Annotated in this window: 18 protein-coding genes; 3 read left to right on the forward strand and 15 right to left on the reverse strand. The window is 36.9% G+C overall.

Features of this window, described 5'->3' with window-relative positions:
- Positions 1-55: 55 nt before the first annotated feature.
- The 14 genes from FW781_RS09795 to lpxB all read right to left on the reverse strand — a co-directional run bounded on the left by FW781_RS09795 (position 56) and on the right by lpxB (position 23,136).
- On the reverse strand, positions 56-2,485 hold the full coding sequence (locus FW781_RS09795) for a fibronectin type III domain-containing protein (RefSeq protein ID WP_149387209.1): 2,430 nt from the start codon (positions 2,483-2,485) through the stop codon (positions 56-58).
- Between the two features lie 18 nt (positions 2,486-2,503).
- Positions 2,504-2,812, reverse strand: coding sequence for a hypothetical protein (locus tag FW781_RS09800; protein WP_149387210.1), 309 nt, complete (start codon positions 2,810-2,812; stop codon positions 2,504-2,506).
- A gap of 237 nt (positions 2,813-3,049) precedes the next feature.
- A complete protein-coding gene (locus FW781_RS09805; protein ID WP_149387211.1) occupies positions 3,050-7,480 on the reverse strand; it encodes a GEVED domain-containing protein in 4,431 nt (1,476 codons plus the stop codon).
- Positions 7,481-7,646: 166 nt separating this feature from the next.
- On the reverse strand, positions 7,647-10,670 hold the full coding sequence (locus FW781_RS09810; protein ID WP_149387212.1) for a reprolysin-like metallopeptidase: 3,024 nt from the start codon (positions 10,668-10,670) through the stop codon (positions 7,647-7,649).
- 180 nt (positions 10,671-10,850) lie between these two features.
- Positions 10,851-11,516, reverse strand: coding sequence for a DUF6048 family protein (locus FW781_RS09815; RefSeq protein ID WP_149387213.1), 666 nt, complete (start codon positions 11,514-11,516; stop codon positions 10,851-10,853).
- On the reverse strand, positions 11,482-11,958 hold the full coding sequence (locus tag FW781_RS09820) for a DUF6452 family protein (protein WP_149387214.1): 477 nt from the start codon (positions 11,956-11,958) through the stop codon (positions 11,482-11,484). Before FW781_RS09820 ends, FW781_RS09815 begins: the two co-directional genes overlap by 35 nt.
- 31 nt (positions 11,959-11,989) lie before the next feature.
- Positions 11,990-13,402: a 23S rRNA (uracil(1939)-C(5))-methyltransferase RlmD gene (rlmD, locus tag FW781_RS09825; RefSeq protein WP_149387215.1), complete on the reverse strand. Its 1,413-nt coding sequence runs from the start codon at positions 13,400-13,402 to the stop codon at positions 11,990-11,992.
- A gap of 108 nt (positions 13,403-13,510) precedes the next feature.
- Entirely contained in the window at positions 13,511-15,052 is a 1,542-nt protein-coding gene (locus FW781_RS09830; RefSeq protein ID WP_149387216.1) for a TlpA family protein disulfide reductase, read from the reverse strand.
- A gap of 308 nt (positions 15,053-15,360) precedes the next feature.
- Positions 15,361-16,128, reverse strand: coding sequence for a succinate dehydrogenase/fumarate reductase iron-sulfur subunit (locus tag FW781_RS09835; protein ID WP_002976316.1), 768 nt, complete (start codon positions 16,126-16,128; stop codon positions 15,361-15,363).
- Between the two features lie 23 nt (positions 16,129-16,151).
- A complete protein-coding gene (locus FW781_RS09840; protein ID WP_149387217.1) occupies positions 16,152-18,164 on the reverse strand; it encodes a fumarate reductase/succinate dehydrogenase flavoprotein subunit in 2,013 nt (670 codons plus the stop codon).
- A gap of 15 nt (positions 18,165-18,179) precedes the next feature.
- Complete coding sequence (locus FW781_RS09845) at positions 18,180-18,842, reverse strand: succinate dehydrogenase cytochrome b subunit (protein ID WP_047386045.1); 663 nt, start codon at positions 18,840-18,842, stop codon at positions 18,180-18,182.
- 144 nt (positions 18,843-18,986) lie between these two features.
- The gene (locus tag FW781_RS09850; RefSeq protein WP_149387218.1) at positions 18,987-20,765 is read right to left on the reverse strand and encodes a ComEC/Rec2 family competence protein; all 1,779 of its coding nucleotides are present in this window, start codon (positions 20,763-20,765) and stop codon (positions 18,987-18,989) included.
- Positions 20,766-20,901: 136 nt separating this feature from the next.
- Positions 20,902-21,993, reverse strand: a complete 1,092-nt coding sequence (locus tag FW781_RS09855) for a glycoside hydrolase family 99 protein (protein ID WP_149387219.1) — start codon at positions 21,991-21,993, stop codon at positions 20,902-20,904.
- A 39-nt stretch (positions 21,994-22,032) separates the two neighbouring features.
- Positions 22,033-23,136, reverse strand: coding sequence for a lipid-A-disaccharide synthase (lpxB, locus tag FW781_RS09860; protein WP_149387220.1), 1,104 nt, complete (start codon positions 23,134-23,136; stop codon positions 22,033-22,035).
- Between the two features lie 78 nt (positions 23,137-23,214).
- Between lpxB and FW781_RS09865 the strand changes: the two genes are divergently transcribed.
- From FW781_RS09865 to FW781_RS09875, 3 genes are all read left to right on the forward strand, one after another.
- Positions 23,215-23,724 carry a DUF2480 family protein gene (locus FW781_RS09865; protein WP_149387221.1) on the forward strand — a complete coding sequence of 170 codons (510 nt, stop codon included), beginning with the start codon at positions 23,215-23,217 and terminating at the stop codon, positions 23,722-23,724.
- Between the two features lies 1 nt (position 23,725).
- On the forward strand, positions 23,726-24,985 hold the full coding sequence (locus tag FW781_RS09870; protein ID WP_149387222.1) for a protein O-mannosyl-transferase family: 1,260 nt from the start codon (positions 23,726-23,728) through the stop codon (positions 24,983-24,985).
- An 80-nt stretch (positions 24,986-25,065) separates the two neighbouring features.
- On the forward strand, positions 25,066-25,725 hold the full coding sequence (locus tag FW781_RS09875) for a DUF937 domain-containing protein (protein ID WP_149387223.1): 660 nt from the start codon (positions 25,066-25,068) through the stop codon (positions 25,723-25,725).
- A 58-nt stretch (positions 25,726-25,783) separates the two neighbouring features.
- Here FW781_RS09875 and FW781_RS09880 read toward each other — a convergent pair whose 3' ends face one another.
- Complete coding sequence (locus FW781_RS09880; RefSeq protein WP_002976304.1) at positions 25,784-25,903, reverse strand: 30S ribosomal protein THX; 120 nt, start codon at positions 25,901-25,903, stop codon at positions 25,784-25,786.
- Positions 25,904-26,026 lie beyond the last annotated feature (123 nt).

Genomic DNA, 26,026 nt, shown 5'->3' on the forward strand with positions numbered 1-26,026 from the left:
AAATTATTTTCTCAGTTAAAAATAAAAAGCCCTCATTATCTGAGGGCTTTTTGTATTATTCCTTTATAAATTTCTTTTGGATGATATTTCCATTGTCTTCAATAGAGATAACATAAACACTGTTGATTAATTTACTCAGATCAATTTTATTATCTAATATTATTCCGCCTGATATAAATTGGCCGGAAACGCTGTATAACTTATAATTAGCCTTTCTACTAATATTTTTTATATATAACAGCGTTTTTACCGGATTCGGATAAATCAAAACCTCATTCTGGTCCAGTAAATTAACTACTTGTTTTTTTTGAATGACCACTTTATAGTCCTCCACTTCTCCGTTTTTGAAGTCTGTACAGTTTACCGGGATATCACCTCTTGACATTGCTACTCTCATTACAACATACTTATAGTCTGTCATACTCACAAAAGCATCTGCCGGTACATTAAATTTACCTGAAACAGAGTTGTCTGAATTGGGAGAAGATGTAAATATTCTTTCATTGATATCAAACTCTCCATTTCTGTTGAAGTCAATCCATACTGCGATTCCTTCGTTATAAGTATTTCCGGTCCATTTCTTCTCAATAATGATCTCATTGTCTGTTGATCCCTGAATCATCTCGATGAATGTTTTAGGAACGCCTGTATAATCTGTATAAGCAGAAGCTCCTGATTCATTCTCCATTGTTTTCTTACCAACAGGCTTCAGTGTGACTTTGGAAATATGCTCACCCGCAGAGCTTTCACCTTTCATCTTACAGTAGATGACCGTAGGTGTTGTAAAGTAGTATGGAGGAGTATAATTTCCTGTAATACCATTGCAGACATTCACTACCATCATCTCATATTTCGTTAACTCTGTAAGGCCTGTCAATACAAGGTTATTTACTGATGATGATATTTCCGTCCAGCTTGGAATACCTACTTTTCTATAACGAAGAACATATGTTGCTCCAGGGAACGGATCCCATTGGATTGCTGCAGAAGTAGGAAACAACTGAGTAATTGTTAATCCTGAAGGCGGAGTTTCACATACTCTTTCTGTTGTAAAGACTTTAGGATTCGAATATGGATTCAGGGTTGTTTCTCCGTTACATTTGTTAGCAATCTGAACTTCATATGTTTTATTAACATCTAAACCTGTAAGGGTAAAGGTATTGGCAGGTGGTACAGGTAAAGTTACAGGATTCCAGGTTGTTGTTCCTACTTCTCTCCATCTCATTACATAGGTAGAATTTGTTGAAACTGGTGACCATTCAATCAATGCAGATGTTGACGTAATATTACTTATTATTACATTTGGAGGAAAGGGATCACATCTTGTTGAAAATTCCTGATGAGAATACCCCCCTATTGTTGCATTACACACTGCAGCAATTTCAGTTTCATAAAATGTGGCAGGTAATAAATTGGTTAAATTGAAAATATTCATTGTGGCCGGAGGCTGTGCTATAGGTACATTTGTTACGGTCCAGCTAGGAGAACCTACAGGCCTGTATCTTATCTGAAAAGCATCCGCATGATTACTTTGGGGCCATCTTATGGAAGCAGAATTATGAGTAATGTCACTCAATGTGACTACAGGAGATGTAATATTACAAGACGGGGTGGTAAAACTTCCTCCGGAAATCCATAGACTTTTATCTGCCGGACTGCATACTGAACGGACCCACCAATAATAAGTTGTATTTTGGGATAATTGAGATAAGTTCACAGAAACAAGACCACTTGTACCTGTGGGATTAGTTCCTGAAGTAGGCTGAACATTGGTTGTATTATAATAATATTCATATCCACCCAATGGAGCTAACGAAGGAGCAGCCCAGTTTAATATAGCAGTAGTAGGTGAAACAGAAGACGCAGGCATCGGAGTAGGAATAAAACAATTTCCCAGTGAGATATTATCTACAGCAGCCGGGGGCTGGCTACCTCCGTTATTGTTATTTTTCCACTCAAATACCAACCGCATATTTGTACCTGCAAAGCTGCTTAAATTCAGATTTGAATTGATGTATGTCTTCCACGTTGACTGTATGTTGAAATCATTTCCTACTTTAATTCTCCCGGCTCCAGCTGTAATACTTGTTCCCGCTGCCGGAGTGAAAGATGTAGGAACCAGCCATACTCTCAGATAATCCTCAGAACCTTCTCCTGATGCCCTCCAATCAAATGATAAAATAGTTGTATTGGTTCCTGCAGGAATAGCAATATCAACATAAGCATGAGCAGTACTTGCTCCAGCAATATTATAAGCATTGGTACCTCCGTTGGTATTCGAAATATAAATAGCATTTGGAGGATTTCCTGCTGCATTACCATAAAACCATTTATTTGTCTGTGCAGTATTCACAAAGGTAAATCCGCCATTACCCGTATTAAATTCCTGTTTGTACGGAAAACTTGCTGTGGTACAAGAGTTCAGTATAAAAATAGCAAGCACAGCAGATAGAAAACTCAGTAAAAAAGAATATTTTTCTCTCATTTTTTAAATTTTACTATTTTAATAAGTTTTTATTGTATGGTTCTCCTTACTTATCTGCCCAGGTTCAAAAGGAGTACTTTTTTGGACAAGCTTATTTAGCCTGTAGTTATAATAATCCATTTCCCTAACTATCCATATAAAATGTTTTTTATCGCATTTTTTTTCACTTTTCATCTGGGATTTTATTAATGAATGCTCTAACGAATAATAGCTATTATCAAACGAGCTATCTTTTATTATTTCTTCATTATAGGCTGTAAAAGTACATTTCAGATAAATCATTATGAACAAGCAAATAAAAAATAACGAAATAGATATTTTCTTCATAATCTTCTGTTTTTTTATATTAATATCACAAATTTAATTAATTTATTATCAATAAAAAACACAAATCACCAATTAGATAAAAATATCGCAATAAAAACTTAAAATAATTAAAAATATAAATGTTTTAAAGAAAATCAAATAAAAAAAATCAAAATATTGTGATTAATTAATATATAATAAGGTAAAAAAAATAAGCCTCCATTTCTGGAGGCTTATTCTATTTGAAATTTAGTTTATTTATTCTTTGATAAATTTCTTCTGAACAGTTTTACCGTTATCATCGATATCGATTACATAAACACCGTTAATCAATCTGCTTACGTTGATTTGATTGTTTAATAAGATACCATCTCCGATTACCTGTCCTGCAGCATTGTAGATCTTATATTTAGCTCTCTTGCTGATATTTTTCACAAACAGTATTGAACTTACCGGGTTAGGATAAATCATGATACCCGTCTGATCAATTGGATTAGCAACAATCGGTTTAGAGATTCTTACTGTGTAATCCTCTACTTCTCCATTTTTGAAGCTTGTACAGTTTACAGGGATACCGTCTCTTTCCATTGCTACTCTCATCACTACATATTTGTAATCCGTCATACTTACAAACGCATCTGCCGGCACATTAAATTTACCTGAAATAGGGCTGTCTGTATTTGGTGGAGAGCTCAATACTCTTTCATTGATATCGAATTCACCATTTCTGTTGAAGTCGATCCAAACTGCGATACCTTCGTTATAGGTATTTCCTGTCCACTTCTTCTCAATGATGATCTCATTATCTGTTGATCCCTGGATCATTTCGATGAATGTTTTAGGAACTCCTGTATAATCTGTATACGTTGATGCTCCTGATTCATTCTCCATTGTTTTCTTACCAGTAGGCTTCACAGTAACTTTAGAGATATGCTCACCTGTAGAACTTCCTGAATTCATCTGACAGTAAATTACTGTAGGAGTTGTGAAGTAATATGGAGGAGTATAGTTTCCTGGTGTACCGTTACAGATATTTACCACCTGCATTTCATATTTAGTTAATTCTGTAAGACCTGTTAATACAAGGTTATTAACTAATGATGGTACTTCTGTCCAGCTTGGAATACCTACTTTTCTATATCTAAGAACATAGGTTGCTCCAGGGAAAGGATCCCACTGGATTGCTGCCGATGTAGGAAGCAATTGAGTAATGGTTAATCCCGGAGGCGGGATCTCACAGATTCTTTCTGTTGTAAATACTTTAGGGTTAGAATATGGATTCAGAGCAGTTTCTCCATTACACATATTAGCAATCTGTACTTCGTAAGTAGTGAACGGCTCTAATGGAGTTACGCTACCTAACACATAGGTATTTGCAGGAGCTGCAGGTAAACTGATAAGAGTCCATGCAGTAGTACCTACTTTTCTCCATCTCATTGTATAAGTAGAGCTTGCTGCAAGCGGAGCCCATGTAATCAATGCTGTTGTTGGAGTAATGTTACTTACTGTCACATTCGGAGGAGTAGGATCACATCTTGTGGTAAATGTCTTGATTGGAGTAGCTGTACCAACAATATCTCCACAAATTGCGGCTACTTCTACTTCATAAGTTGTAGCTGGTGTCAATCCGGTGATTACTAATGGAAGGTTACCCAATTGTGTTGATGCGTATACTTGTGTCCAAGCTGTTGTTCCCTGAACTCTGTATCTTACTACATAACTTACTCCTGCCCCTGTAATGGTAACAGTAGCTGTTGTATGAGTAGTAGTAAATGTAGGAGCGTTTGGAGTTGCATTGCTACAAGGTCTAATTCTTACTCTGTAGTCTTCAACTTCTCCATCTACGGCATTCTGACACATTACAGGGGCACTTGTACGTTTTAGTACAACTCTCATTGTAGTTGTCAATGGACCCGTATAAGATGTTGAAGGAACAGCAAACGTAGCAGTAACGGGAGTAGTTGTGTTAGGCGGAGAAATTAAAATTCTTTCAGCGTCTGTAAACTGTCCGTTTCTGTCAAAGTCAATCCATGCTGTTACAGCATCGTTTCCTGTTGCTCCAGTCCAACCTTTAGCTACAGAGATTTTATTATTTTGAGAATTAACATCTAAAGTAATAAGAGTCTCAGGTGTTGTGTAGCTGGTATAATTAGTCTGTACTGAAGTATTGTTCATTGGAGGAACTCCAAGGTTTGAAGAGGTAACTGTTACATTCGAAATATGGTCATTCGTTCCCGTACCAGTCATCTGGCAGTAAGACAACGGTGGTGTTGTAAAGGTTACTGATGATGAGTAAGATCCTGTAGAACCATTACAAGTTGTAGAAACCTGAACTTCATAATTCGTCTGCTCAGTAAGACCAGTGATTCCATAGAAGTTTTGGCCAGCTAGCACAGTAGCCGTCTGCCAAACTCCTCCAGGAGTAGTTCTCCATCTTATATTATAAGTAGCTCCTACCGTTGCAACCCATGATACTGTTGCAGTAGTTGCACCAATATTGTTTACTGTAATATTCGTTGGAGGAGCTGTTGAGCATGGTTGAGAATCTACAAATTTCACTGCGTAATCTTCTACTTCTCCCTGAGTAAATGTTCCACAAGGGTTAGCGTTGTCAAAATATCTCATTACGACACGCATACGGGTAGGAAGAGTTCCTGTATATACATTTCCACTCGCCACTGTAGGTACAGCAAAAGTTGCCGTTACCGGAGTAGTTGTATTATAAGTAGTATTCAGAATTCTCTCACTTGTTTCAAATGTTCCGTTTCTGTTAAAGTCAACCCACGCTGAAACTCCATAAGATGTTGGAGAACCTGGCCAGTATTTGTTCACAGAAATTTTATTATTTGCAGAACCTCTTTCAAATATAACAACTCTTGTAGGGTCTGGTGTATAATCTTTGTAGTTATCCGATCCTGAATTGCTCAACATAATAGGAGTATTCGTAGGAGTAACGGTTACGTTATTAATATATCCGCTAGTGGCAGTATTACCTGTTGGACCTGCCGTACAATAAGTAAGAGCCGGAGTTGTAAAGGTTAAGCTAGGAGAAAATGCTCCTGTAGTACCTCCACAAATAGTAGCTACCTGAACTTCATAGGTAGTCTGCTCTAATAATCCTGTAAGTATTTGGTTACTTACCAAAGGTGTATTTACAGCAATCTGCTGCCATGCACCGGAAGGAGAAACTCTGTATCTTACAATATAAGTAGCTCCTGTAGTTGATGTCCAAGTAACGTTAGCTGAAGAAGGAGTTACGTTGTTTACCTGAATATCAGCCGGTGGAGCTGTAGTACATGCTGATAAATCAATAAGTTTAACAGCATAATCTTCAGTCTCACCATAAGAATACGTTCCACAGGCATTAATAGGACTATACTCATTCATTACTACACGCATTCTGGTAGTAAGGTTTCCGGTATATGCACCACCTGCAGCAGTTGGTATATTGAATGTAGCTGTAACCGGCGTTGTCGTATTACTTGGAGAAGTTAATACTCTTTCAGTCGCTTCAAAAATACCATTACGGTTAAAGTCAATCCAAACTCCTGTTAAGAAGCTATATTGATAACCCGGCCATGTTTTTGATACAGAAACAGTAGCAGTACCACCTCTTACCAAAGTAACTAATCTTGTAGGATCTGTACTGTAATTTGTGTAACCACTTTGATTAGAGTTGCTTACCATCGAAGGAGCTCCTTGTGCATTAACTGCAACCTGGCTTATATACCCATCAATAAAGGTACTTGTAGCCGCTGAATTACAATAAGTAAGTGCCGGAGTTGTAAAGTTTACACTGGAAGAAAATGCTCCCTGAGTACCCCCACAGATAGTAGCTACCTGAACTTCATACTGGGTTTGTTCTGTTAATCCGGTAATAATCTGATTTCCTACCAAAGGTGTTGTTACGTTAATGGTCACCCAAGGGCCTCCCGCTACAGGTCTGTATCGTACAACGTACGTAGCACCTGCAGAAAGATACCAGCCTACATTAGCAGAAGTTGTTGTCAGGTTGGAAACTGTAATATTGGTAGGAGGAGCTGTAGAACAAGCCGGCAGCGGATGGCTTTCCAACTGTATTCTAGGAATATCCGCAAGTCTGTCTTTTGCAGTAGGAGGTGCTGCAGGATCTGGGTTTGCGGAATCTTCATAATAGATCATCCCTCTGTTTGCTCCTGCATTATAAGATCCCCAAGCCGTACCTGGCGAAGACGAATAACCTGGAGTTTTTTCATTTACAGCAATCACAAGATTGTCTGTTCCGTTCCACAAAAACGGAGTAGCCAACTGAAGAGTTACCCAGTTCCCATTTGTCAGGGTAGGTAAAACTCCGTCGAAAACCTGGGTTAAACCACTTAATGGAACCCAACTTGTAGTGGTTGCAAAGTTATTCTGGGTTGTGTTCCCCATATATACTACCCAATCCTTATAGACATCCTGAGATGTTGAAACGGTGGTAGAATAAAACTTTACAGCCGTGATATAGTTCGACGTACCTATAGCAGTCGTAAGTTCCGCAGCAGTATAAATCTGCTGGGAATAACTATACCCATAATAGGAACGTATGGGGAGATACACTGAGGTACCCGTTCCTGTCCCGATCTGTCCTGCCTGAGCTGAGACTTTGGATACAAAGCCTGTACAGATCAAACAGAGAAACAGAATTAAAGAGGTAAAGAATTTCTTCATAATGTTTTCATTATAATATTAATCATACAAATCTAATCATTTTTTGTTATTAATTTACAGGCGAATTTAGGTTTTTTTATAAAAATATAACAATATCTCCACTTTTGCTTTAAATAAAGAAATCCCCGGGAAAGCCCGGGGATTTACTATTATTTGAAGGTTATCTTTATTTTTTGATGAATTTAGATTTGAATTGCTCAATTCCTTTATCATCTATTGTAATTACATAACCACCTTTAATTAAAGTTGAAACATTCACTTTTCCATCATTGATATTTCCTCTATCTACTAATTGTCCAGCAGCACTATAGATTTTATAAGTAGCTTTATCTGAAACTTTAGTAACATTTAAAATATCACTTACCGGATTTGGATAAATCTGAATACCGTTATTTTTAACAGCTGTTTCAGAAGTAGCAAGGGTACCAGTAATGACTACGTTATAATCTTCAACCTCACCATAATCAAAATTATTTCCACACAGATAATCTGCCGGTAATGATAAGCCTGCATTTGTACTTCCTACAAAAAATGCCACAACTCTCATTCTTAATGGCTGTCCTTCTACTGCACTACTTGGGATTGTAACATTCCCTGTTACTACAGTTGGCGACGGACTAAGCGCTACAGGATAATTCAATACTCTTTCTGATTCGCTGAAAACACCATCCTTATTAAAATCAATAAATGCAGCTACTGTATCATAATCAGCAACATCAGGGTTACTAAGAGTAACAGACATAGGATAAACATTCCCTTTTGTTAAGTTTATCTGAAGTGCAGTGTTTGTTGTATAGTTTGTATACGTACTACTTGCTGAAGTATTATTTACATTCGAAAGTGTTACATTCGAAATATACTCATAGCTAGGATCACTCGTAGAAGCGGTACAATAAGCAAGTTGTGGTGTAGTGAAGTTTACAGAAGCAGAATACGTTCCTACTGTAGTACCGCAAACTAAAGCTACCTGAACTTCATATTGTGTACCATCTATTAAATTACCTAAATTGATTGACGGCACTGTTGTATCAGCTTCAGTCCAAGCAGTTGTACCTACCTTTCTGTAACGTACTTTATAAGTTGCCCCGGTATAAGACATCCATGATACGCTTGCAGAAGATACTGTAATATTGCTCACCGCTACGTTCGTTGGAGCAGCACTGCTACATGCAGATAGAGGTGCAATACTAACAGGTCCTACCGCATAGAAAATATTACCTATTGAAGAAATTCTTACTTTAATAGTCTGTCCGTTCAATGAAGAAGGGAAAGTAAAGTTTTCAGAACCATCATTAGGTGTTGAAGCAGATAAAACAGTCCAGGTTGTCCCGTTATCTGTAGTATAATCAATCTTTACGTTAGCTACATTATAAGGAGCAGCATTTGTATTGGCAACAATCCATTGAACCGGAGTTGGAGTATTCACATCAGCATATTGGTTAGCTACTCTGAAAGGCCCATTATCTCCCACAACAACCGTCTGAACTTTAAAAGCTGACTGCTGTTGAGCTACATTAGAATTATTATCTCTAACAGTTAATGCAAAGTTTGTCGTTCTTGCTACAGTTGATACTGCTTCCCAAGTATTGTTTGCATTATTTAATACTCCGTTCATTACAGATGCAAACTTAGGGAAATATCTTACCGGATTCGTACTTGGAACAGCAGATCTGAACGAAGCACCTGACATTGTATTTCCTAAGTTAAACTTGTTAATAGAAACTGAAGCATCGTCAACTTCTTCCCAAGAATAAGTCATTGGATCATTTTCAGGATCCGTAGCACCACCTGTTAAAACAAAAGCAGTACCCTTAGGAATATTATATGTTGGTAAATCCGTAACTACCGGTGGATTATTGGTAATGGTAGTCTCAACATCACACGTTTTTGCAATTAAGTTAGCCTGAACCTGACCAATACTTGCCTTATGGAAATAAGGATCAGAATTAGCCTGAACATCTGTATTAGGACCAGTAATACCTGCGTATCCCATAATGGTAGTTCCTGAACCAGGTTCCATATTTACACCACTTCCTTCAATATTATGAGAGAAAGTATGGTTAGCTCCTAACTGGTGTCCCATCTCATGAGCAACATAGTCGATATCAAAGCTATCACCTGATGGAATTCCATTTGCCGGAGAAGTAAATCCTGAACCTTTTCCTTTAGGAACTGTAGTTGTAGGATTGATACATACACATCCGATACATCCGGCATTTCCTCCACCTCCTGATTTACCGAACAAGTGTCCGATATCGTAGTTGACATCTCCTACATTGGCTGTCAAAGCAGCCTGCAGCTGTCCATTCCATGCTCCTCCCGCTCCTGTTGCAGCAGCAGAATATGGATCTGTAGCCGGGTCAATATAAATTACACCTGGAAAATTCTGCAAATTCAAATGCAATGCAAAATCTTTCTCAAAAACTCCGTTTACTCTGGTTAAAGTATTATTGATTGCAACAAGTGCCGGAGCTCTTTTCTGATCATCTGTAGCTGTAGCAGGTACACCAGCAAGTCCCATAAAGTATTGGGTATACTCACCAGTAACAGACATTGCCAGTCTCATTGTTCTGTATTTCTTATCAGAAGTCTTATTGAAAGTCGTTGCCTGATTTGAGAATGACTGCCCATTTTTTAATAAAGCGTCTATTTCCTTTTTAGCAACAGGAGATTCTTCTGTAGAACATAAGAACCCACTTTTATCCTTTTTAGTTTTAGGATGAACGGCATAAACTGTTTTATCTGCAGAAGCCGGGTCAATAAACTCATAATTACCTCCATGGATAATCATCGACTGAAAATCATTAGGAGCAATACTGAATCTTAAATACTTGGTAGGGTCTTCTACACTTGTTCCAACATAAGATCCTAATTCATACTTGTCCGCCAGTTCTTTTACAACTACCGGAAAACTGTATACATTAAACCTTTCAATCTTCCCGCTCATAGTGGGAAGAGAAATCACTACAGGAGTGGCATTTGTACCCATTTCCTGTGCATTCTTCAGCTGAGATCTCAGTAAGTTCAGGTCTAATTTATAGTACCCGTTTCCTCTTACATTAGATTGATCTACTCTAAATCCTGTACTTCTTTTGTTATCGTCTCCTTTTTTAAAGGAAGTTGGTGTCCATTGACCGAACACGGCGCCTCCTATAAAAGTGAACATTAAAGCAGTAAATACTCTTTTCATAAATTAAAACACAATTATAATTTCCGCCAAATATAACTATTTTATAAATCTTATGGGTAAAATAAGTTAATATTTTTCAACATAATACACTCATTAACGATATCCATTAAAAAAAACACAAACTTTAGACTGTTCTAAAGTTTGTGTTTTATCTATTTTAAATGTCAAGAAATACTATTTCTAAAACTTATACGCAATATTCCATGCAAATCCCATATTGAATTTTGAAGAACTTTTTCCGAAGCCCGGAACGATCATTGGAGAGATATCATCCTGCTTGGAAGTATATACCATATATCTTGGCTGAAGATTCACATCAATGTAGAAATTGGAATTAAACAACTGCACTCTGCCTCCCAACGTACCTTCCAGCCAAAAAGATGACTGTGATGATGAGGGAAAGGCTTCAGAAGAATTGCTTCCTCCAAATCCACGAACAGGAATTGCCATATACTCCTGATTATAAAATGATCCGGCAACTTTTCCTCCGGCATAAAATCCGTTGAACTCATTCTCTGCATCTTTTGCAAGCATATAAAATGCCCCCAACTTCACGAAAGGACCGCTTGCCTTTGCATCATAACCATTCTTCTGGTATACATTCTTTTCAAAACCTGCCTCTGCAATGGCATGAAGATTTCCTTTTATCTTTGAAGAAATAAATCCCTGATATAATTTTCTGTCAGAAAAAAAACCGGCTCCGGTATTCAGTACATCAAGGCCAACCATAAAATTAGGTTCATATTTCTCCTGAACCTTCTTCTCTGCCTCCTTTTTTTTGTCCTGTGCCCAGCTTGTTATTCCTAATAAACTAAAAAGAAAGGTAAAGATTAGTCTTGTCTTCATTCTCTATTTGATTTTGTCCGGCTTCCAGTTTCTGAACAGGATTCGGAGTTACTAATTCTGAACTTAAATTCTCGTAAGATTTTTTGATTCCGCATCCGGGAGAAACATATGTTGACTTCGTAGTATAATTAATCCTTACTTTAGATTCTGCTCCATTATAGGTAAGTTTAAAATAAACGTCAGTATAAGGTGAGTTGTCAACCCGCAAAGGAATTAACCGGGAATCAATTTTTGCAAGTTTTCCCAGATCTACCTTTCCTGCACCATAATCTACTGCGACATAGAGTGTATCCAGAGCCTTCTCTTTTCCAGAATCCAGTGATCTGAAAGCCACCTTCATTCTGGGAGTTCCTTCTCCGCTTTCACAAATATCATCATCCCCTCCACAGGAAAAAAGCACTCCTAGAAAACAGATTGCTATCAGAAATTTAAAGTACTTCATATTAAGATTTGAAATTCAAATTTAGATAAAATTATTTTTTAATCAATAACGCAATGTTCTCAACATGGTGTGTTTGTGGGAACATGTCTACCGGTAAGATCTTTACTAAAGTATAATGATCTTTCATCAAAGCAAGATCTCTCGCCTGTGTTGCAGAATTACAGCTTACATAAACTACTTTTTCCGGTGAAAGTTTTAAGATCTGTTCTACAACCTTCTGGTGCATTCCGTCTCTTGGCGGGTCTGTAATTAATACATCTGCTTTTGGGTGAGTGGCCATAAATTCATCATTGAAGATATCTTTCATGTCTCCACAATAGAAAGTACAGTTGGTAAGACCATTCAGTGCAGCATGTTCTATAGCAGCATCAATCGCTTCCTGTACAGATTCTATTCCGATGACCTGTTTTGCATTTCTCGCTACATACTGAGCAATTGTTCCTGTTCCTGTATAAAGGTCATACACTACTTCATCTCCTTTCAGATCTGCAAATTCAAGTGTCTTTCTGTACAGTTCCAAAGCCTGTTTGTAGTTAGTTTGAAAGAATGATTTCGGGCCTATCTTAAACTGCAGTCCGTCCATTTCTTCCATCAGGTAACCTTCTCCAAAATATACATTGATATTTAAATCGTAGATGGAATCATTCTGCTTAGGATTGATAGCATATACTAATGTTTTAATCTGCGGGAATTTTTCTAGTAAGAATTCAAAAAGCTTTTCTCTGTTTTCTTTTTCTTCTCTGTAAAGCTGGAAAAGCACCATCCATTCTCCTTTAGAGTTTTGTCTCATCATTAAGGTTCTTAAAAAACCTTCCTGGTTTCTTACATCAAAGAAATCCAATCCGTTATTTACTCCATATTCTTTTACAGCGAGTCTTATTGCATTGGAAGGATCTTCCTGAAGAAAACATTCTTTAAGGTCAAGAATTTTGCTCCACATTCCAGGAATGTGAAATCCTAAAGCATCTTTGCTTCCAAAGTTCTCTTCTGAACTGATTTCGTATTGAGTAAGCCATCTTGCATTTGAGAAAGAAAACTCCATTTTATTTCTATAAAAATACTGTTCTTCAGCTCCCAGAATTGATACGGTCTCAAAGTCGTCAATTCCTCCGATTCTTTTAATATTATTATATACTTCTTCCTGTTTAAAATCAAGCTGTTTTTCGTAGCTCATGTTCTGCCATTTACAGCCTCCACAAGTTCCGAAATGAACACATTTTGGATCTGCTCTGTAAGGTGATTTTTCAAGAACTTCAACCGCTTCGCCCTCATAATATTTTGACTTCGCTTTTTTCACTCTTACATTTACAATATCACCTGGAATAGCTCCTGAAACCATTACCGCTTTTCCTTCTTCTGTCCTTCCTATTGCCACGCCTTTTGCTCCGGCAGTCAATAGCTTTATATTTTCAAGAATTAAATCTCTTTTTTTCTTCCTACTCATTCTAAAATTTTCTATTTTCCTAATTGAAACTTTTACGCTTCAGTTTGCAAAAATACAATAAAAAAAACCTTATCCGAAGATAAGGTTTCTATACTGTGTTAAAGTTTATTATTTTGTTGGAGCCGGCTGTGGATTTGCTGGCTGTGGAGCTTGCTGCTGAGCTGCAGAAGGATCAAGCTGTAATTGTGGCTGCATCTGCATTGGTTCTGCTTTTGGAGCTGAAAGACCAGTCTGCTTATCCAGAATCGTTACCAGTTCCTGCTCACCAAGGTTTACAAATGATCTGCTGGCAATTTTACCATCTTTATCAATGATCACAAAGCAAGGTAACTTGAATCCGTATACCCCATATTTCTTAGCAATATCAGAATTCAGACCTCCTTCTCCGTAAACATTCACTCCCTGAACTCCTTTTAAAAGAGAATTGCTTGTTTTAATGAACTGATCTTTTGTATCATCAACGTTTACAAATACAAAATTCATTTTAGATTTATAGAAGTTTACTACTTCTTTTAATACAGGTACTGTAGCTTCACTGATATAAGGGTTCCATGAAGCATAGAAGAATAACATATAAGGTTTTCCTTTATTTTCAGAAAGTTTATAAGCTTTTCCATCCTGCTTTGCCAAAGATGCATCCGGAGCTGCATCTCCTATTTTAAGTCCGGTAATAGCTACCTGCATTTTTAAAAGGTCACTTTTAATGGTGGCATCTTTAATATCTGAATCAATGATCTTTTTGATTTTGTCAATGTTTGCAGCCGGAGTCGTAGGATGAATATCCGCCTGAGCCATTACAAATGCCAAAAGATAGTCTTTTGCAGTCTGAGATACATCTTTCTTTGTTTTTAAGTACTGCGCAAACATCTCAGAAGTTGTAATTCCTGTTTTTCCTTTGCTGTTTGCTTCTGCATACTTCTGGAAATCAGGAGTCATTTTTACAAGAAGATATTGTCTGTAAAGAGGGATTGTTTTCACCATCGCGTCTTTATCAGTTTCCAGCTGAGTTTCATAATCTTTTAATGCTTTAGAAGCTTTGTAAGATGGATTTCCAGACATTGGCCCGTGAGACATTTCGTAGTTAGCAAGCAAATTAAGAATGGTAACTTTTACGTCATTTTTCTTCCAGTCTAAAAGTGCTTTACTAGGATTGTTCTTCTTAGCAAGGTCATCTACATTTTTATTGATATCAGCTTCAATTTTATGCATCCCTTTCAGGAATGCAGCTTCATCTCCACCCATCAAGGCACCTATATTTACTTTAGTACCGTACTCAGCTAAGAACTTTTGACTTGCTGTAAGAAAGTCATTATTCTTCTTGGCATCTCCGGTAACCACAAATTCATTTGGGAAAGTAGCTCCGTTTCCTGAAATATTTACTTTTTGTCCTCCTTCAAGATAAATCAGGCTTTGTCTGCCCGCATAGTTAATCACATACATACCGTCTTTAGGAGCATCAAAACTTCCTGAAAAGTTTCCGTCTTTATCTAAACCTATATTAATCAAAGGCAGGGTTCCTACTCCTGAAGCTTCTACAAATTCAATTCTTTCTAATGATGAGCTTCCAGTAATTTTTCCTTTTACTTCTACTTTTTTTGAACAAGACATCACAAAAGCTGTGATGATAAACAATAAAAGATATTTTTTCATTTCAATTTTTAATATTACACAAAAATAAGCTTTTTAGGGCTTGCTAATTCACACTAATTATTTTTTTTAAAAATTTTATTATCACCCTTCAAGAGGGTCAATTCCAATATTACAATTGTCTCTTTTTGAGAGGCATGCTGTATTTGAAAGTTTAAAAAAAATGATTCAAATACCCTCCAAATATATACTTATTAAATAAAGAATGACTAAAATCCATCAATAAGTTAACAAACTTTAACAGGACTTAGCATTTCATAAAAAAATCGCCTCCAAAAATGAAGGCGATTTTCTATGTATTTGAATCAATTCTATCCTTGATCTACAAGAGCAGCCATGTATTCTCTGTTCATTCTTGCGATGTTTTCAAGAGAAATACCTTTAGGGCATTCTACTTCACATGCTCCGGTGTTTGAACAGTTACCAAATCCTTCTTCGTCCATAGCTTTCACCATGTTAAGAACTCTTCTCTTAGCTTCTACTCTACCTTGAGGAAGTAATGCATACTGAGAAACTTTAGCTCCCACGAATAGCATTGCAGATCCGTTTTTACAAGTCGCTACACAAGCTCCACATCCGATACAAGCAGCTGCATCCATTGCTCTGTCTGCATCTTCTTTTGGAACCGGAATTGCGTTAGCATCTAATGTATTTCCAGAAGTATTCACAGAGATGAAACCTCCTGCTGCCATTACTCTGTCGAAAGCACTTCTGTCTACCATCAAGTCTTTGATAACAGGGAAAGCGGCACTTCTCCAAGGTTCAATAACGATCGTTTCTCCATCTTTGAACATTCTCATGTGAAGCTGGCAGGTTGTGATACCTGTATCCGGCCCGTGAGCTCTACCATTGATGTAAAGTGAACACATACCGCAGATTCCTTCACGACAGTCGTGGTCAAAAGCGATCGGTTCTTTTCCTTCGTTAATTAAGTTTTCGTTCAGGATATCCAGCATCTCCAAAAATGAAGAATCTGTAGATACATCTGATATTTTGTAGGTCTCAAACTGACCTTTAGTTTTACTATTTTTTTGTCTCCAAATTTTCAGCGTAAGATGTAAGCCTTTTTTTGCACTCATAATGTTATATTTTAGGTTGGAGATTATTTATAACTTCTAGTTTTAACCTCGATGTTGTCATATATCAATTCTTCTTTATGCAACACTTCCGCGTTGATATCGTTACCTTGATATTCCCAAGCTCCGACGTATTTGTAGTTTACGTCATCTCTTTCCGCTTCTCCATCCGGAGTTGAATGGTCTTCGCGGAAATGTCCACCACAAGATTCATTTCTGTGTAGTGCATCGATAGCCATTAATTGTCCCAGTTCAAGGAAGTCTGCTACCCTGAATGCTTTTTCAAGCTCAGTGTTCATTCCTTCTCCTTCTCCCGGTACTTTTACGTTTTTCCAGAAATCTTTTCTTACTTCTTCAATTTCCTTGATTGCTTCTCTCAATCCTTCAGGAGTTCTTCCCATTCCAACTTTATTCCACATAATGTTTCCTAACTGCTTATGGAAATGGTCTACAGAATGAGTTCCTTTATTATTTAGGAAGAAATCGATTTTTTCTTTAATTCCTTTTTCAGCCTCGTCAAACGCACCTGAATTGGTAGGAATAGCTCCTGTTCTGATATCCGCAGAAAGGTAATCTGCAATCGTGTAAGGAAGTACGAAATAACCGTCAGCAAGACCCTGCATCAATGCAGAAGCACCAAGTCTGTTGGCCCCGTGATCTGAGAAGTTAGCTTCACCAATTACGAAACATCCAGGGATCGTAGACTGAAGGTTATAATCAACCCATACACCACCCATTGTATAGTGAACTGCAGGATAAATCTTCATTGGAGTTTTATAAGGATCATCTGCTGTAATCTTTTCGTACATTACGAATAAGTTACCATATTTTTCCTCTACCCAGCTCTTACCTAAATCGTAGATCTGCTGATCTGTTGGATTATGAATATGTTTTTCGATAGCGGATTCTTTACCTTTTTTCATGATCTCTGTAGAGAAATCAAGGTAAACTCCTTCCTGAGTATCATTATTTTCGATTCCGAATCCGGCGTCGCATCTTTCCTTAGCTGCTCTTGAAGCAACGTCTCTAGGAACAAGGTTACCGAACGCAGGGTATCTTCTTTCTAAATAGTAATCTCTATCTTCTTCTTTAATATTTTCAGGTCTTAATTTACCTTCTCTGATCGCTACTGAATCTTCAATTTTCTTAGGAACCCAGATTCTTCCGGAGTTTCTTAATGATTCAGACATCAAAGTCAGTTTAGACTGCTGTGTTCCGTGAACAGGAATACAAGTTGGGTGAATCTGTACGTAGCAAGGGTTTGCGAAGTAAGCTCCTTTCTTGTGAATTTTCCACGCTGCAGAAACGTTTGATCCCATTGCATTGGTAGAAAGGAAATATACGTTTCCGTATCCTCCCGAAGCGATTACTACTGCGTGAGCAGAGTGTCTTTCGATCTCACCTGTTACAAGGTTTCTTGCAATGATTCCTCTCGCTTTTCCGTCAACAATTACAAGGTCAAGCATTTCATGACGGTTGTACATCTTGATTCTTCCTTTACCGATCTGACGGCTCATTGCAGAATAGGCCCCCAGTAATAACTGCTGTCCTGTTTGTCCTTTTGCATAGAAAGTTCTTTTTACCTGAACTCCACCAAATGAACGGTTATCTAGCTGACCGCCGTAATCTCTACCGAAAGGTACCCCTTGGGAAACACACTGGTCAATAATATTTGCAGAAACTTCAGCTAATCTGTAAACGTTGGCCTCTCTTGCTCTATAGTCACCACCTTTAATGGTATCATAGAATAATCTGTAAGTAGAGTCACCGTCTCCCTGATAATTCTTAGCTGCGTTGATCCCCCCCTGAGCAGCAATAGAGTGTGCTCTTCTTGGAGAATCCTGATAACAGAACGCCTTCACGTTGTATCCTTGCTCAGCCAATGTAGCTGCAGCAGAACCTCCTGCCAAACCTGTACCTACAACAATAATATCAATCTTATCTCTGTTGTTTGGTGCAACAAGGTTCATATGGTCTTTATGATTTTTCCATTTGTCCTTTAGAGGACCTCCCGGAATTCTTGAATCTAATTTACTCATACTAGTATATTGATATTATTGAGTTATAAAATGAAAAACTGCAACGATGATAAATCCTGCAGGAATAAGGATTGAATACCATTTCCCGAAAGCTTTGATCACCGGCGTATATTTTGGATGTCTTGCTCCGATAGACTGGAATGAAGACTGGAATCCGTGAGCCAAGTGTAATCCTAATAAAACAAAAGAGATCACATACAAAGCCACTCTCCAAAGATCAGCAAACTTCTCATGAAGTTCCGGCCAGAAACGTTCTGCATCCGGAGTCAATCCTTCTACATACTTGTAATTGATTTCATGCAGCCAGAAATCATATAAGTGAAGCGCTAAGAAAGCTAAAATAACAGCACCCGAAATAATCATATTTCTGGACATCCATGAAGAATTCACAGATGCATTGTTTGCTGCATACTTTACCGGACGCGCTTTATTATTCTTGATCTCAAGCACAAATCCCATAATGAAATGGAAAATTACTGCAAAACCAAGAATAGGCTGCATTAAGAACTGCACAAAAGGATTATAGCCCATAAAATCAGATGCTGTATTGAATGCATCCTTGTTCAGAACTGATAACAAATTGGTCGTCAAATGCAGTATAAGAAAAATCAGCAAAAATAGAGCTGATAATGCCATAGCATATTTTCTACCTATCGTAGAACTCGTTAAACCTGCCATATAAGTTTAAATTTGAATTTCTACAAAATTAAGAAAGTTTAACAATATCAAAAAGTGAGAAATCTCACAAATAGACAGTTTGTAATCTTTCTAAATAAGAATTCCATACATTATAAATACAGGAAAACACATAAATTGTTACCATTATTTCAAATCATAAATTTTGTTCCTGAAAACTACTTTTTGAACTGAATTTGAAAAGGTTTTAAGCTCAAAATGACTTATTCTCCGTGAAGAGCAGTAAGGGTTCACCACAAACTGTAAAACCCTGGTCTTATTTTCCGTATCAGAGATCCAAAAACAAGCTTCATCTCCCCTTTTTATTGAAAAGATACTGTTTCTACCGAACGTATGAATCAACACTTCTTCTTTCTGATTTTCAAAGACATTACTTCCCGCTCTTATCATCAGAAATACAACAACAGCAATCATCAGTCTTGAAGAATTTTTAACATTGAATTTTAAGATCGGAAATTTTAATAGATAAACCACCACAAATACTGACAGCACCTCTAATCCATTCATGGGGATGTTGTCAAAGAATAGCATATCAACTTCTGCAAACCAATGGATCATTTTCAACAAAATCTGAATAATAAAATCATATATCCTATTCAGAAATTCAAAATTGACCCCGCAAGAAATAAAAGCCGTCATTATGAATGAAAAAACAATAATTATTTCAGAAAAAGGAACAATGACAATATTTGCAATGATGGATATGAATGAAAACTGATGAAAATAATACAGCACCAAAGGAAGTGTTGCCAGCTGAGCTGATAAAGATATTGTAATGGTATTAAACAAAAGTTTTTTAAGGTAATTATCCTGTTTTGGAAAATATTTCAAGAGAGGCTGATTCAGCCAATAAATTCCAAGGACCGCTAAAAAGCTGAGCTGAAATCCCACATCAAAAAGCTGCTGTGTATCTCCGATTAAGATAAGAAAAGCTGATAAAGCTAATGAATGAAGCAGATCCGGTTTTCGCTGAAGCAATACAAAAATAAAATAAATGCTCAGCATGATACAGGAACGCAGAACTGAATTCCCAAATCCGATAAAAGCAGCAAACAGCCAAATAAAAAAGAGACTTAAAATGACTGCATATTTTCTGAATTTTAAGGGAATACAACGAATCAGCAAAAAGTAAAACATCCCGAAAACAACCACGATATGAGTTCCGGAAATAGCGAGAAAATGAACCAGTCCGGATTTATTGAAGTCCTGTACAGTACCTGCATCAATCTCTGTACGGTCTGCCAGAATGATTCCTTTTAAAAACTCTTTGGTTTTTCCTGAAATCCCGGTTTCATCAATATTTTTGAGAGCTATAAATCTATATTGCTTAAGCTTATCTGCTGGAGTTACATCATCACGTTCCGCAGATACAATATCCTTTGAAAGATAAATCTGATAATCAATATGTTTTCGTTTTAAATACCCGGCATAGTCGAACTGAAAATCATATCGGGCAGCTTTTGGGTGTGTTATATAAGCTTCCGCTTTGTAATAATGGAGAAAATCCAATTCTTTAGTATCCTTCGGAACATAGAGTACTGAATTAAAGCTTATGCCTCCCGCCTGTGCTGCTCCTTCATATTTTTTATATTTCGCAGTAGTATTTAATTTTTGAGAGATTGTAAAAGTAACCGTTTCTTTTTTCTTTACAAATGAAGAAACATCAGCTGAAAAAGTATTATGAAAATGAAGAATAATCCCTGCTCCAAAGAACAGAAGTCCCATCAAAAAAGCTTTGATTTTATGTAAAAAATAAGAATGAAAGCATATTGCAGACAGTATAATCAGGCAAATCACAATAACCAAATAAAATGCAATGCCTGTCAATACCATTTTCTCCTGAAAAAGAATTCCAAGAATAAAACAGATGACCAGAATAAGAAGAGGCTGTTTTTGCAATTTCAATTAATTATCCTTGTAAAATAGATAATTAATTCATGGTATATCATCTCTTGAATAACTAAATAAGAGCTTTACAGCGTATCAAACGTATCAACAGAACACTTTATTTTTTGCTATGAAATTAAAGTTTGAAAGCAGGTCATTTCTTTTGTAAAAATTTATCCGCTAAACGTTTCGTTTCTTTAATATAAAATAAAGGATCTTTCCCATAATCTTCATATTTGAAATCTCCCGCTTTTTTAGGGATCGCAGGTTCTATCTGTGTTCCTTCATGCCATTCGTTGAATGATGTAATTCCAATGTAATCCGGATTTACCTTGATGGCAGCATCAAACATATTTTCGTAATACTTCCCATTGTTTCTGCTTTTGAAGTTGGCTTCATTCCATGGGCGGATTCTGGTATCCGAATAACCTGGACCAACACAAGGAATAAAAATCATATGATGGTCTTTAGCATATTGGGCCATAAAATTCCAGTTAGCCGTTGTGCTTCCATATACAAAACCCTCACTGGCAAAATAAGTGTAGAAACCATCAAATCCGGATGATTCAAAAAATTTCGCATCGTCTTTTTCAACCCATAATCCAATGTAAAGAGCATCTAACACTGTATTTCTAACGGTTTTTCCTCCATCTTTGGATAACATTTCAGACCACTCTTGTTTGGGAATCTTATAACTGTCGTAAACATAAAATAAAGGTTTCCCTTCTTTTTTATAGAAAGCGTGATGAGCAGAGTAAGTTTTTATGAGATAAGAAAGCTGTTCTTTTAATTCAGAAGTAGTTTTATAAAATGGCTCGATATGGAAGGCAACTTTTAAATCAAAATGATCGGCAATATCGAGATATTTGATAAGACTTTTATCCGTAAATGAATCTTTCCCCAGCCAGCTGACAACAACTACTCCCACTCCGGATTCTTTGATCATTCTCATATGCTTTTCAATGATCTTTGAATCATTCGAGCTATAATTTCCAAGTGCAGGATAAAAATTGGCCCCAATATCATCTCCGCCTTTATGATGTCCGAGATTGTTCCATTTCGGATTACTCCAGTGAGGAAGGATTTCATGGTTCCAATGCTGATAACTTCCGTCCGTGTCAGGATTTCCATACCAGCCATAATAGAATATCTGAACTTTATCTCTTGCATTGTTCTGCTGTGCAAAACTGTTTGAGAAGAATAATGTAAATATCAGTAATACCAGAAAACGGTTACAATAATTCATAGTTAAAAAGTAAATTAAATTCTCAAAAACCCCGGCACATCAAACTTTTAATATTACCTCAGCAGCATGGTCACTGGCACCTTTTCCACCCAGTTTTTCTCTCAGAAGGCTGTAATCATTCAGAACCTGAGTTCTTTTTTCTCCTTCTATGATTTTACTGAGTTCTTCAACCAGGTTTTTAGTATTCAGATCATTTTGTATTAATTCTTTCACCACTTCTCTGTCCATGATAAGATTAACCAGAGAAATATAATTAATGTTTTTCACTAATCTTTTGGCAATAGCATACGAAATCTTACTTCCACGATAGCAAACCACTTCAGGAATATTCAACAAGGCGGTTTCTAAGGTAGCGGTTCCGGAAGTCACAAGAGCTGCTTTGGAACACCTCAGCAAGTCATAGGTTTTATTGGATACAAAATGAACATTGTCGTCCACATATTTCTGATAAAACTCTTTAGGAAGACTCGGCGCTCCGGCAATTACAAACTGATAATTTTTAAAATATGGTCTTACGGAAAGCATTATTTCAAGCATTTTTTCCACTTCCTGTTCTCTGGAACCCGGCAGAAGCGCGATGATTTCTTTTTCGTTCAGTCCGTGCTCCGATTTGAAATCTTCAATACGAATCTCTTTCAGATCCGAAATAGCATCCAGCAAAGGGTGGCCTACAAAATGAGAATGAACGCCGTGTTTTCTGTAAAAATCTTCTTCAAAAGGAAGAATCACCATCATTTCATCCACATATTTTTTGATAGTTTCTACCCGTCCTTCTTTCCATGCCCAAAGCTGTGGAGAAATATAATACACGACTTTGATACCAAGTTCTTTGGCAAATCTGGCAATTCTCAGGTTAAAACCGGGATAATCAACCAAAATCAAAACATCTGGTCTGTTCTTCTGGATATCCTCTTTGCAGAATTTAATATTATTCAGAATTGTCCGTAGGTTCATCACTACTTCCAAAAACCCCATAAAAGCAAGATCACGGTAATGTTTCACCAGTGTTCCGCCCTGAGCTTTCATCAGATCACCGCCCCAAAACCTGAACTCCGCATTCGGATCCTTTTGTTTTAAGGCTTTCATCAAATTACTTCCGTGCAGATCACCGGAAGCTTCTCCTGCAATAATATAATACTTCATTTCTATAGTAAGGATAGAGAACAAATTAAAATAGATATGATCTTAATTCGTAAATTTGTTCAAAGATAATGATAAAAAATGTCAGAAGAATTTGAAATCCGGAATAAAGTTGCCGAAAGCGGCCTTATCAATTTTGACCTTGCCACTTTACTTCCAAAGGGAGAAAGAAAGGGTATTGACCTTAAAGATTTCCTTTTTCAGGAAATGATCCTGAAAGAAAAAGATTTTCGTGAAGAGGTAGAGGCTATAGATACAGAACTCTATAAAGATTCATACATATACATTTACAATTCTGTAGATACAATTATCCCGCTTTGGGCTTATTTTGTATTGACCGCAAAACTTACTGATGTTGCCAAAAAAATAGTCTTCGGAAGCCGTGAGGATCTTGATGTTATTTTAATGCACAATGCCATCCAGACTCATGATTTTGAGGAAATGAGAGGCAAAAGAGTTTTGGTAAAAGGCTGTTCAGATAAAGATATTCCTGAAAATGCTTATATAGAACTGGTAGAACAGTTAAAACCTATTGTAAAATCCCTGATGTTCGGAGAAGCCTGTTCTAATGTTCCTATCATAAAGAACTAATATGAACAAATATTTATCCGCTGTATTTTTGTTTATTATTTTTCTTGGCATTTACTATTTCGGAAGTTTTTCAAAAATTCCTTTTGCTGACTGTGTAGGTTTTGTATTGAGTGCAGAAAAAGGGATATGGGAAACCACTGCTTCAGCAACAAGTCATTTTTTATATACCAATACTGTTATCTTTATTAAGAACCTGGCAGGTATTAATGCTATTGAAGCAAGCCGGTTTTTGGTTGTTTTTTCAGGAGCAGCCACAGTTTCTGTTATTTATCTCACAGTAAAAAGTATTTCAAAAACAGAATGGGCATCGCTTACAGCGGCTTTTGTTTTCGGTTTCAGTTTCTCATTTTGGAGAAATGCAGAGATCGTGGAAGTATATACTTATAACTCCCTGTGGGTAAGCCTTTTTTTCTTTTCAGTTATAAAAACTTTTACAGAAAATAAAAGAATCTATATAGTGCTGAGCAGCGTATTTTTAGGAATAAGCTTATGGGTTCATATTCAAAATATCCTCCTCATACCTGCCTTACTGATCTTTTTATTTTATTTCAGAAACGAAAAGAAATATGCAGCGGCTTCACTATTCATTTTTGCAGCATTGTTTGGTTCATTATTTATTCTGAATATCTCCCAGGGACTTCCCTTCAAATTACCATACAGCTCTGATCAGGGAACATGGGTGGAAGATTCTTTGAAAAAAAGTACAGTTCAGTATGTGAAAGATTTTTTCCAGTCTTTTGCTTATCTTATATATAATTTCAATGTATTTACATTTTTCGGAGTCGCAGGTGTTCTGATATTATACAAGACTAATCGAAAAATGTTTTTTGTTTTTGCTGCAGGGGCTGTCTGCGTATACGGATTTTCGACGTTTTATGCAGTATCAGATAATTACGTTTTCTTTTTGCCTTTTAATATAATTTTTGCTTTGTCTATCGGCTATGGACTTTCCTCCGCAAAATATGCCCGCCTGAGAAGATTTTCATGGGTATGTCTGTTGATTCCTGCTGGGTATCTTCTCTTTTATAAAGTCGTATTCTTAACAGAAAAAGGGAAAGAATTTCATGCATCCAAGGAGTACAAAGGCGGTCTGGATTATTATGTTCTTCCATGGATGAATAACAATGTAGGGATTCTGGAGTTTACCATTGATAAAAAACAAGCGCCCGAACCCATTGAATGGATGACAATAAGTGCTGTAGAATACATTAAGGTGCTAAAAAGCAAAGGCTATACAGAAGAACAGATCAGAAAACTTTAACAATAATTATGAAAGGCGGTCATTTTATGAGACATATTTTTTGATAACTTTGATTTACTTAATACTAACAAACACAAAAAATGAGTTTAATTGACCTACTTACAGGGAACACAGGCAACCAGGTTGCTGAACAGGCTGAAAATAAATTCGGAATCAGCAAAAATCAGGTAATCGCCCTATTAGCAGTAGCTGCACCTCTTATTATTTCTTACCTTAGAAATAAATCTCAGGATGCTAAAGAAGCAGAAGCTTTAAATAATGCTTTAGATAAAGACCATAACGGAAGTATCTTAAATGACACTTCTCAGATTGAAGCAAGACAGGCCGAGGGCGGATCTATTCTTGATCATATCTTTGGAGGGCAAAAAAGTACGGTTGAAAACCAGCTTTCACAGAACACAGGAATTTCTATTGACAAAATAGGTCCTATCCTGGCGATGCTGGCACCTGTTGTAATGGGTTACATCGGACAGCAGAAGCAACAGAGCAATGTAGGCGCAGGAGGTCTTGGAGATCTTTTAGGAGGAATTCTTGGGAATGCTTCCAACCAGGCTCAGGCTCAGCAATCTAATCCTTTAAATGACATTCTTGGAAGTGTTTTAGGAGGTGGCGGACAAGCTCAATCATCTGGAAATCCTCTGAACGATATACTTGGAAGTGTATTGGGCGGTGGTGGAAACCAACAGCAAGGCGGCGGCGGTTTAGGCAGCATTCTTGGTAATATTCTTGGTGGTAAATAATTAATTTAATTTTCATAAAAAAGACCGGAGAGATGATCTTCGGTCTTTTTATTTTTGCTTACTTTTTAGATTTTTCTTCAGAAGCAACAAAAGATTTCGAGGCTTTTTTAGGTCTTCTTTTACCATAGCTTCCGGAATTGATTTTTCCTCTTCTTGATTTTTTGTCTCCTTTTCCCATAGTATTATGTATTTGTTGTATTACGAATTTAGAAAATACTGATCTAAAATCCAATTAATGAAGCTGTTAAAATTTTATAAATTAAGGATGGAAGTTGGAAGAAGGAAGCTGGAAGTTACTATC

It is taken from the genome of Chryseobacterium panacisoli (assembly GCF_008274625.1).
Lineage (GTDB): Bacteria > Bacteroidota > Bacteroidia > Flavobacteriales > Weeksellaceae > Chryseobacterium > Chryseobacterium panacisoli.

Bases quoted from the DNA above. Each gene is read 5' to 3' on its own strand.
- FW781_RS09840 (WP_149387217.1), bottom strand. From the start codon at position 18,164: ATGAGTAAATTAGATTCAAGAATTCCGGGAGGTCCTCTAAAGGACAAA.
- FW781_RS09835 (WP_002976316.1), bottom strand. From the start codon at position 16,128: ATGAGTGCAAAAAAAGGCTTACATCTTACGCTGAAAATTTGGAGACAA.
- FW781_RS09805 (WP_149387211.1), bottom strand. From the start codon at position 7,480: ATGAAGAAATTCTTTACCTCTTTAATTCTGTTTCTCTGTTTGATCTGT.
- FW781_RS09820 (WP_149387214.1), bottom strand. From the start codon at position 11,958: ATGAAGTACTTTAAATTTCTGATAGCAATCTGTTTTCTAGGAGTGCTT.
- FW781_RS09875 (WP_149387223.1), top strand. From the start codon at position 25,066: ATGAGTTTAATTGACCTACTTACAGGGAACACAGGCAACCAGGTTGCT.
- FW781_RS09845 (WP_047386045.1), bottom strand. From the start codon at position 18,842: ATGGCAGGTTTAACGAGTTCTACGATAGGTAGAAAATATGCTATGGCA.
- FW781_RS09855 (WP_149387219.1), bottom strand. From the start codon at position 21,993: ATGAATTATTGTAACCGTTTTCTGGTATTACTGATATTTACATTATTC.
- FW781_RS09830 (WP_149387216.1), bottom strand. From the start codon at position 15,052: ATGAAAAAATATCTTTTATTGTTTATCATCACAGCTTTTGTGATGTCT.
- FW781_RS09815 (WP_149387213.1), bottom strand. From the start codon at position 11,516: ATGAAGACAAGACTAATCTTTACCTTTCTTTTTAGTTTATTAGGAATA.
- FW781_RS09795 (WP_149387209.1), bottom strand. From the start codon at position 2,485: ATGAGAGAAAAATATTCTTTTTTACTGAGTTTTCTATCTGCTGTGCTT.
- rlmD (WP_149387215.1), bottom strand. From the start codon at position 13,402: ATGAGTAGGAAGAAAAAAAGAGATTTAATTCTTGAAAATATAAAGCTA.
- FW781_RS09810 (WP_149387212.1), bottom strand. From the start codon at position 10,670: ATGAAAAGAGTATTTACTGCTTTAATGTTCACTTTTATAGGAGGCGCC.
- lpxB (WP_149387220.1), bottom strand. From the start codon at position 23,136: ATGAAGTATTATATTATTGCAGGAGAAGCTTCCGGTGATCTGCACGGA.
- FW781_RS09800 (WP_149387210.1), bottom strand. From the start codon at position 2,812: ATGAAGAAAATATCTATTTCGTTATTTTTTATTTGCTTGTTCATAATG.
- FW781_RS09880 (WP_002976304.1), bottom strand. From the start codon at position 25,903: ATGGGAAAAGGAGACAAAAAATCAAGAAGAGGAAAAATCAATTCCGGA.
- FW781_RS09870 (WP_149387222.1), top strand. From the start codon at position 23,726: ATGAACAAATATTTATCCGCTGTATTTTTGTTTATTATTTTTCTTGGC.
- FW781_RS09865 (WP_149387221.1), top strand. From the start codon at position 23,215: ATGTCAGAAGAATTTGAAATCCGGAATAAAGTTGCCGAAAGCGGCCTT.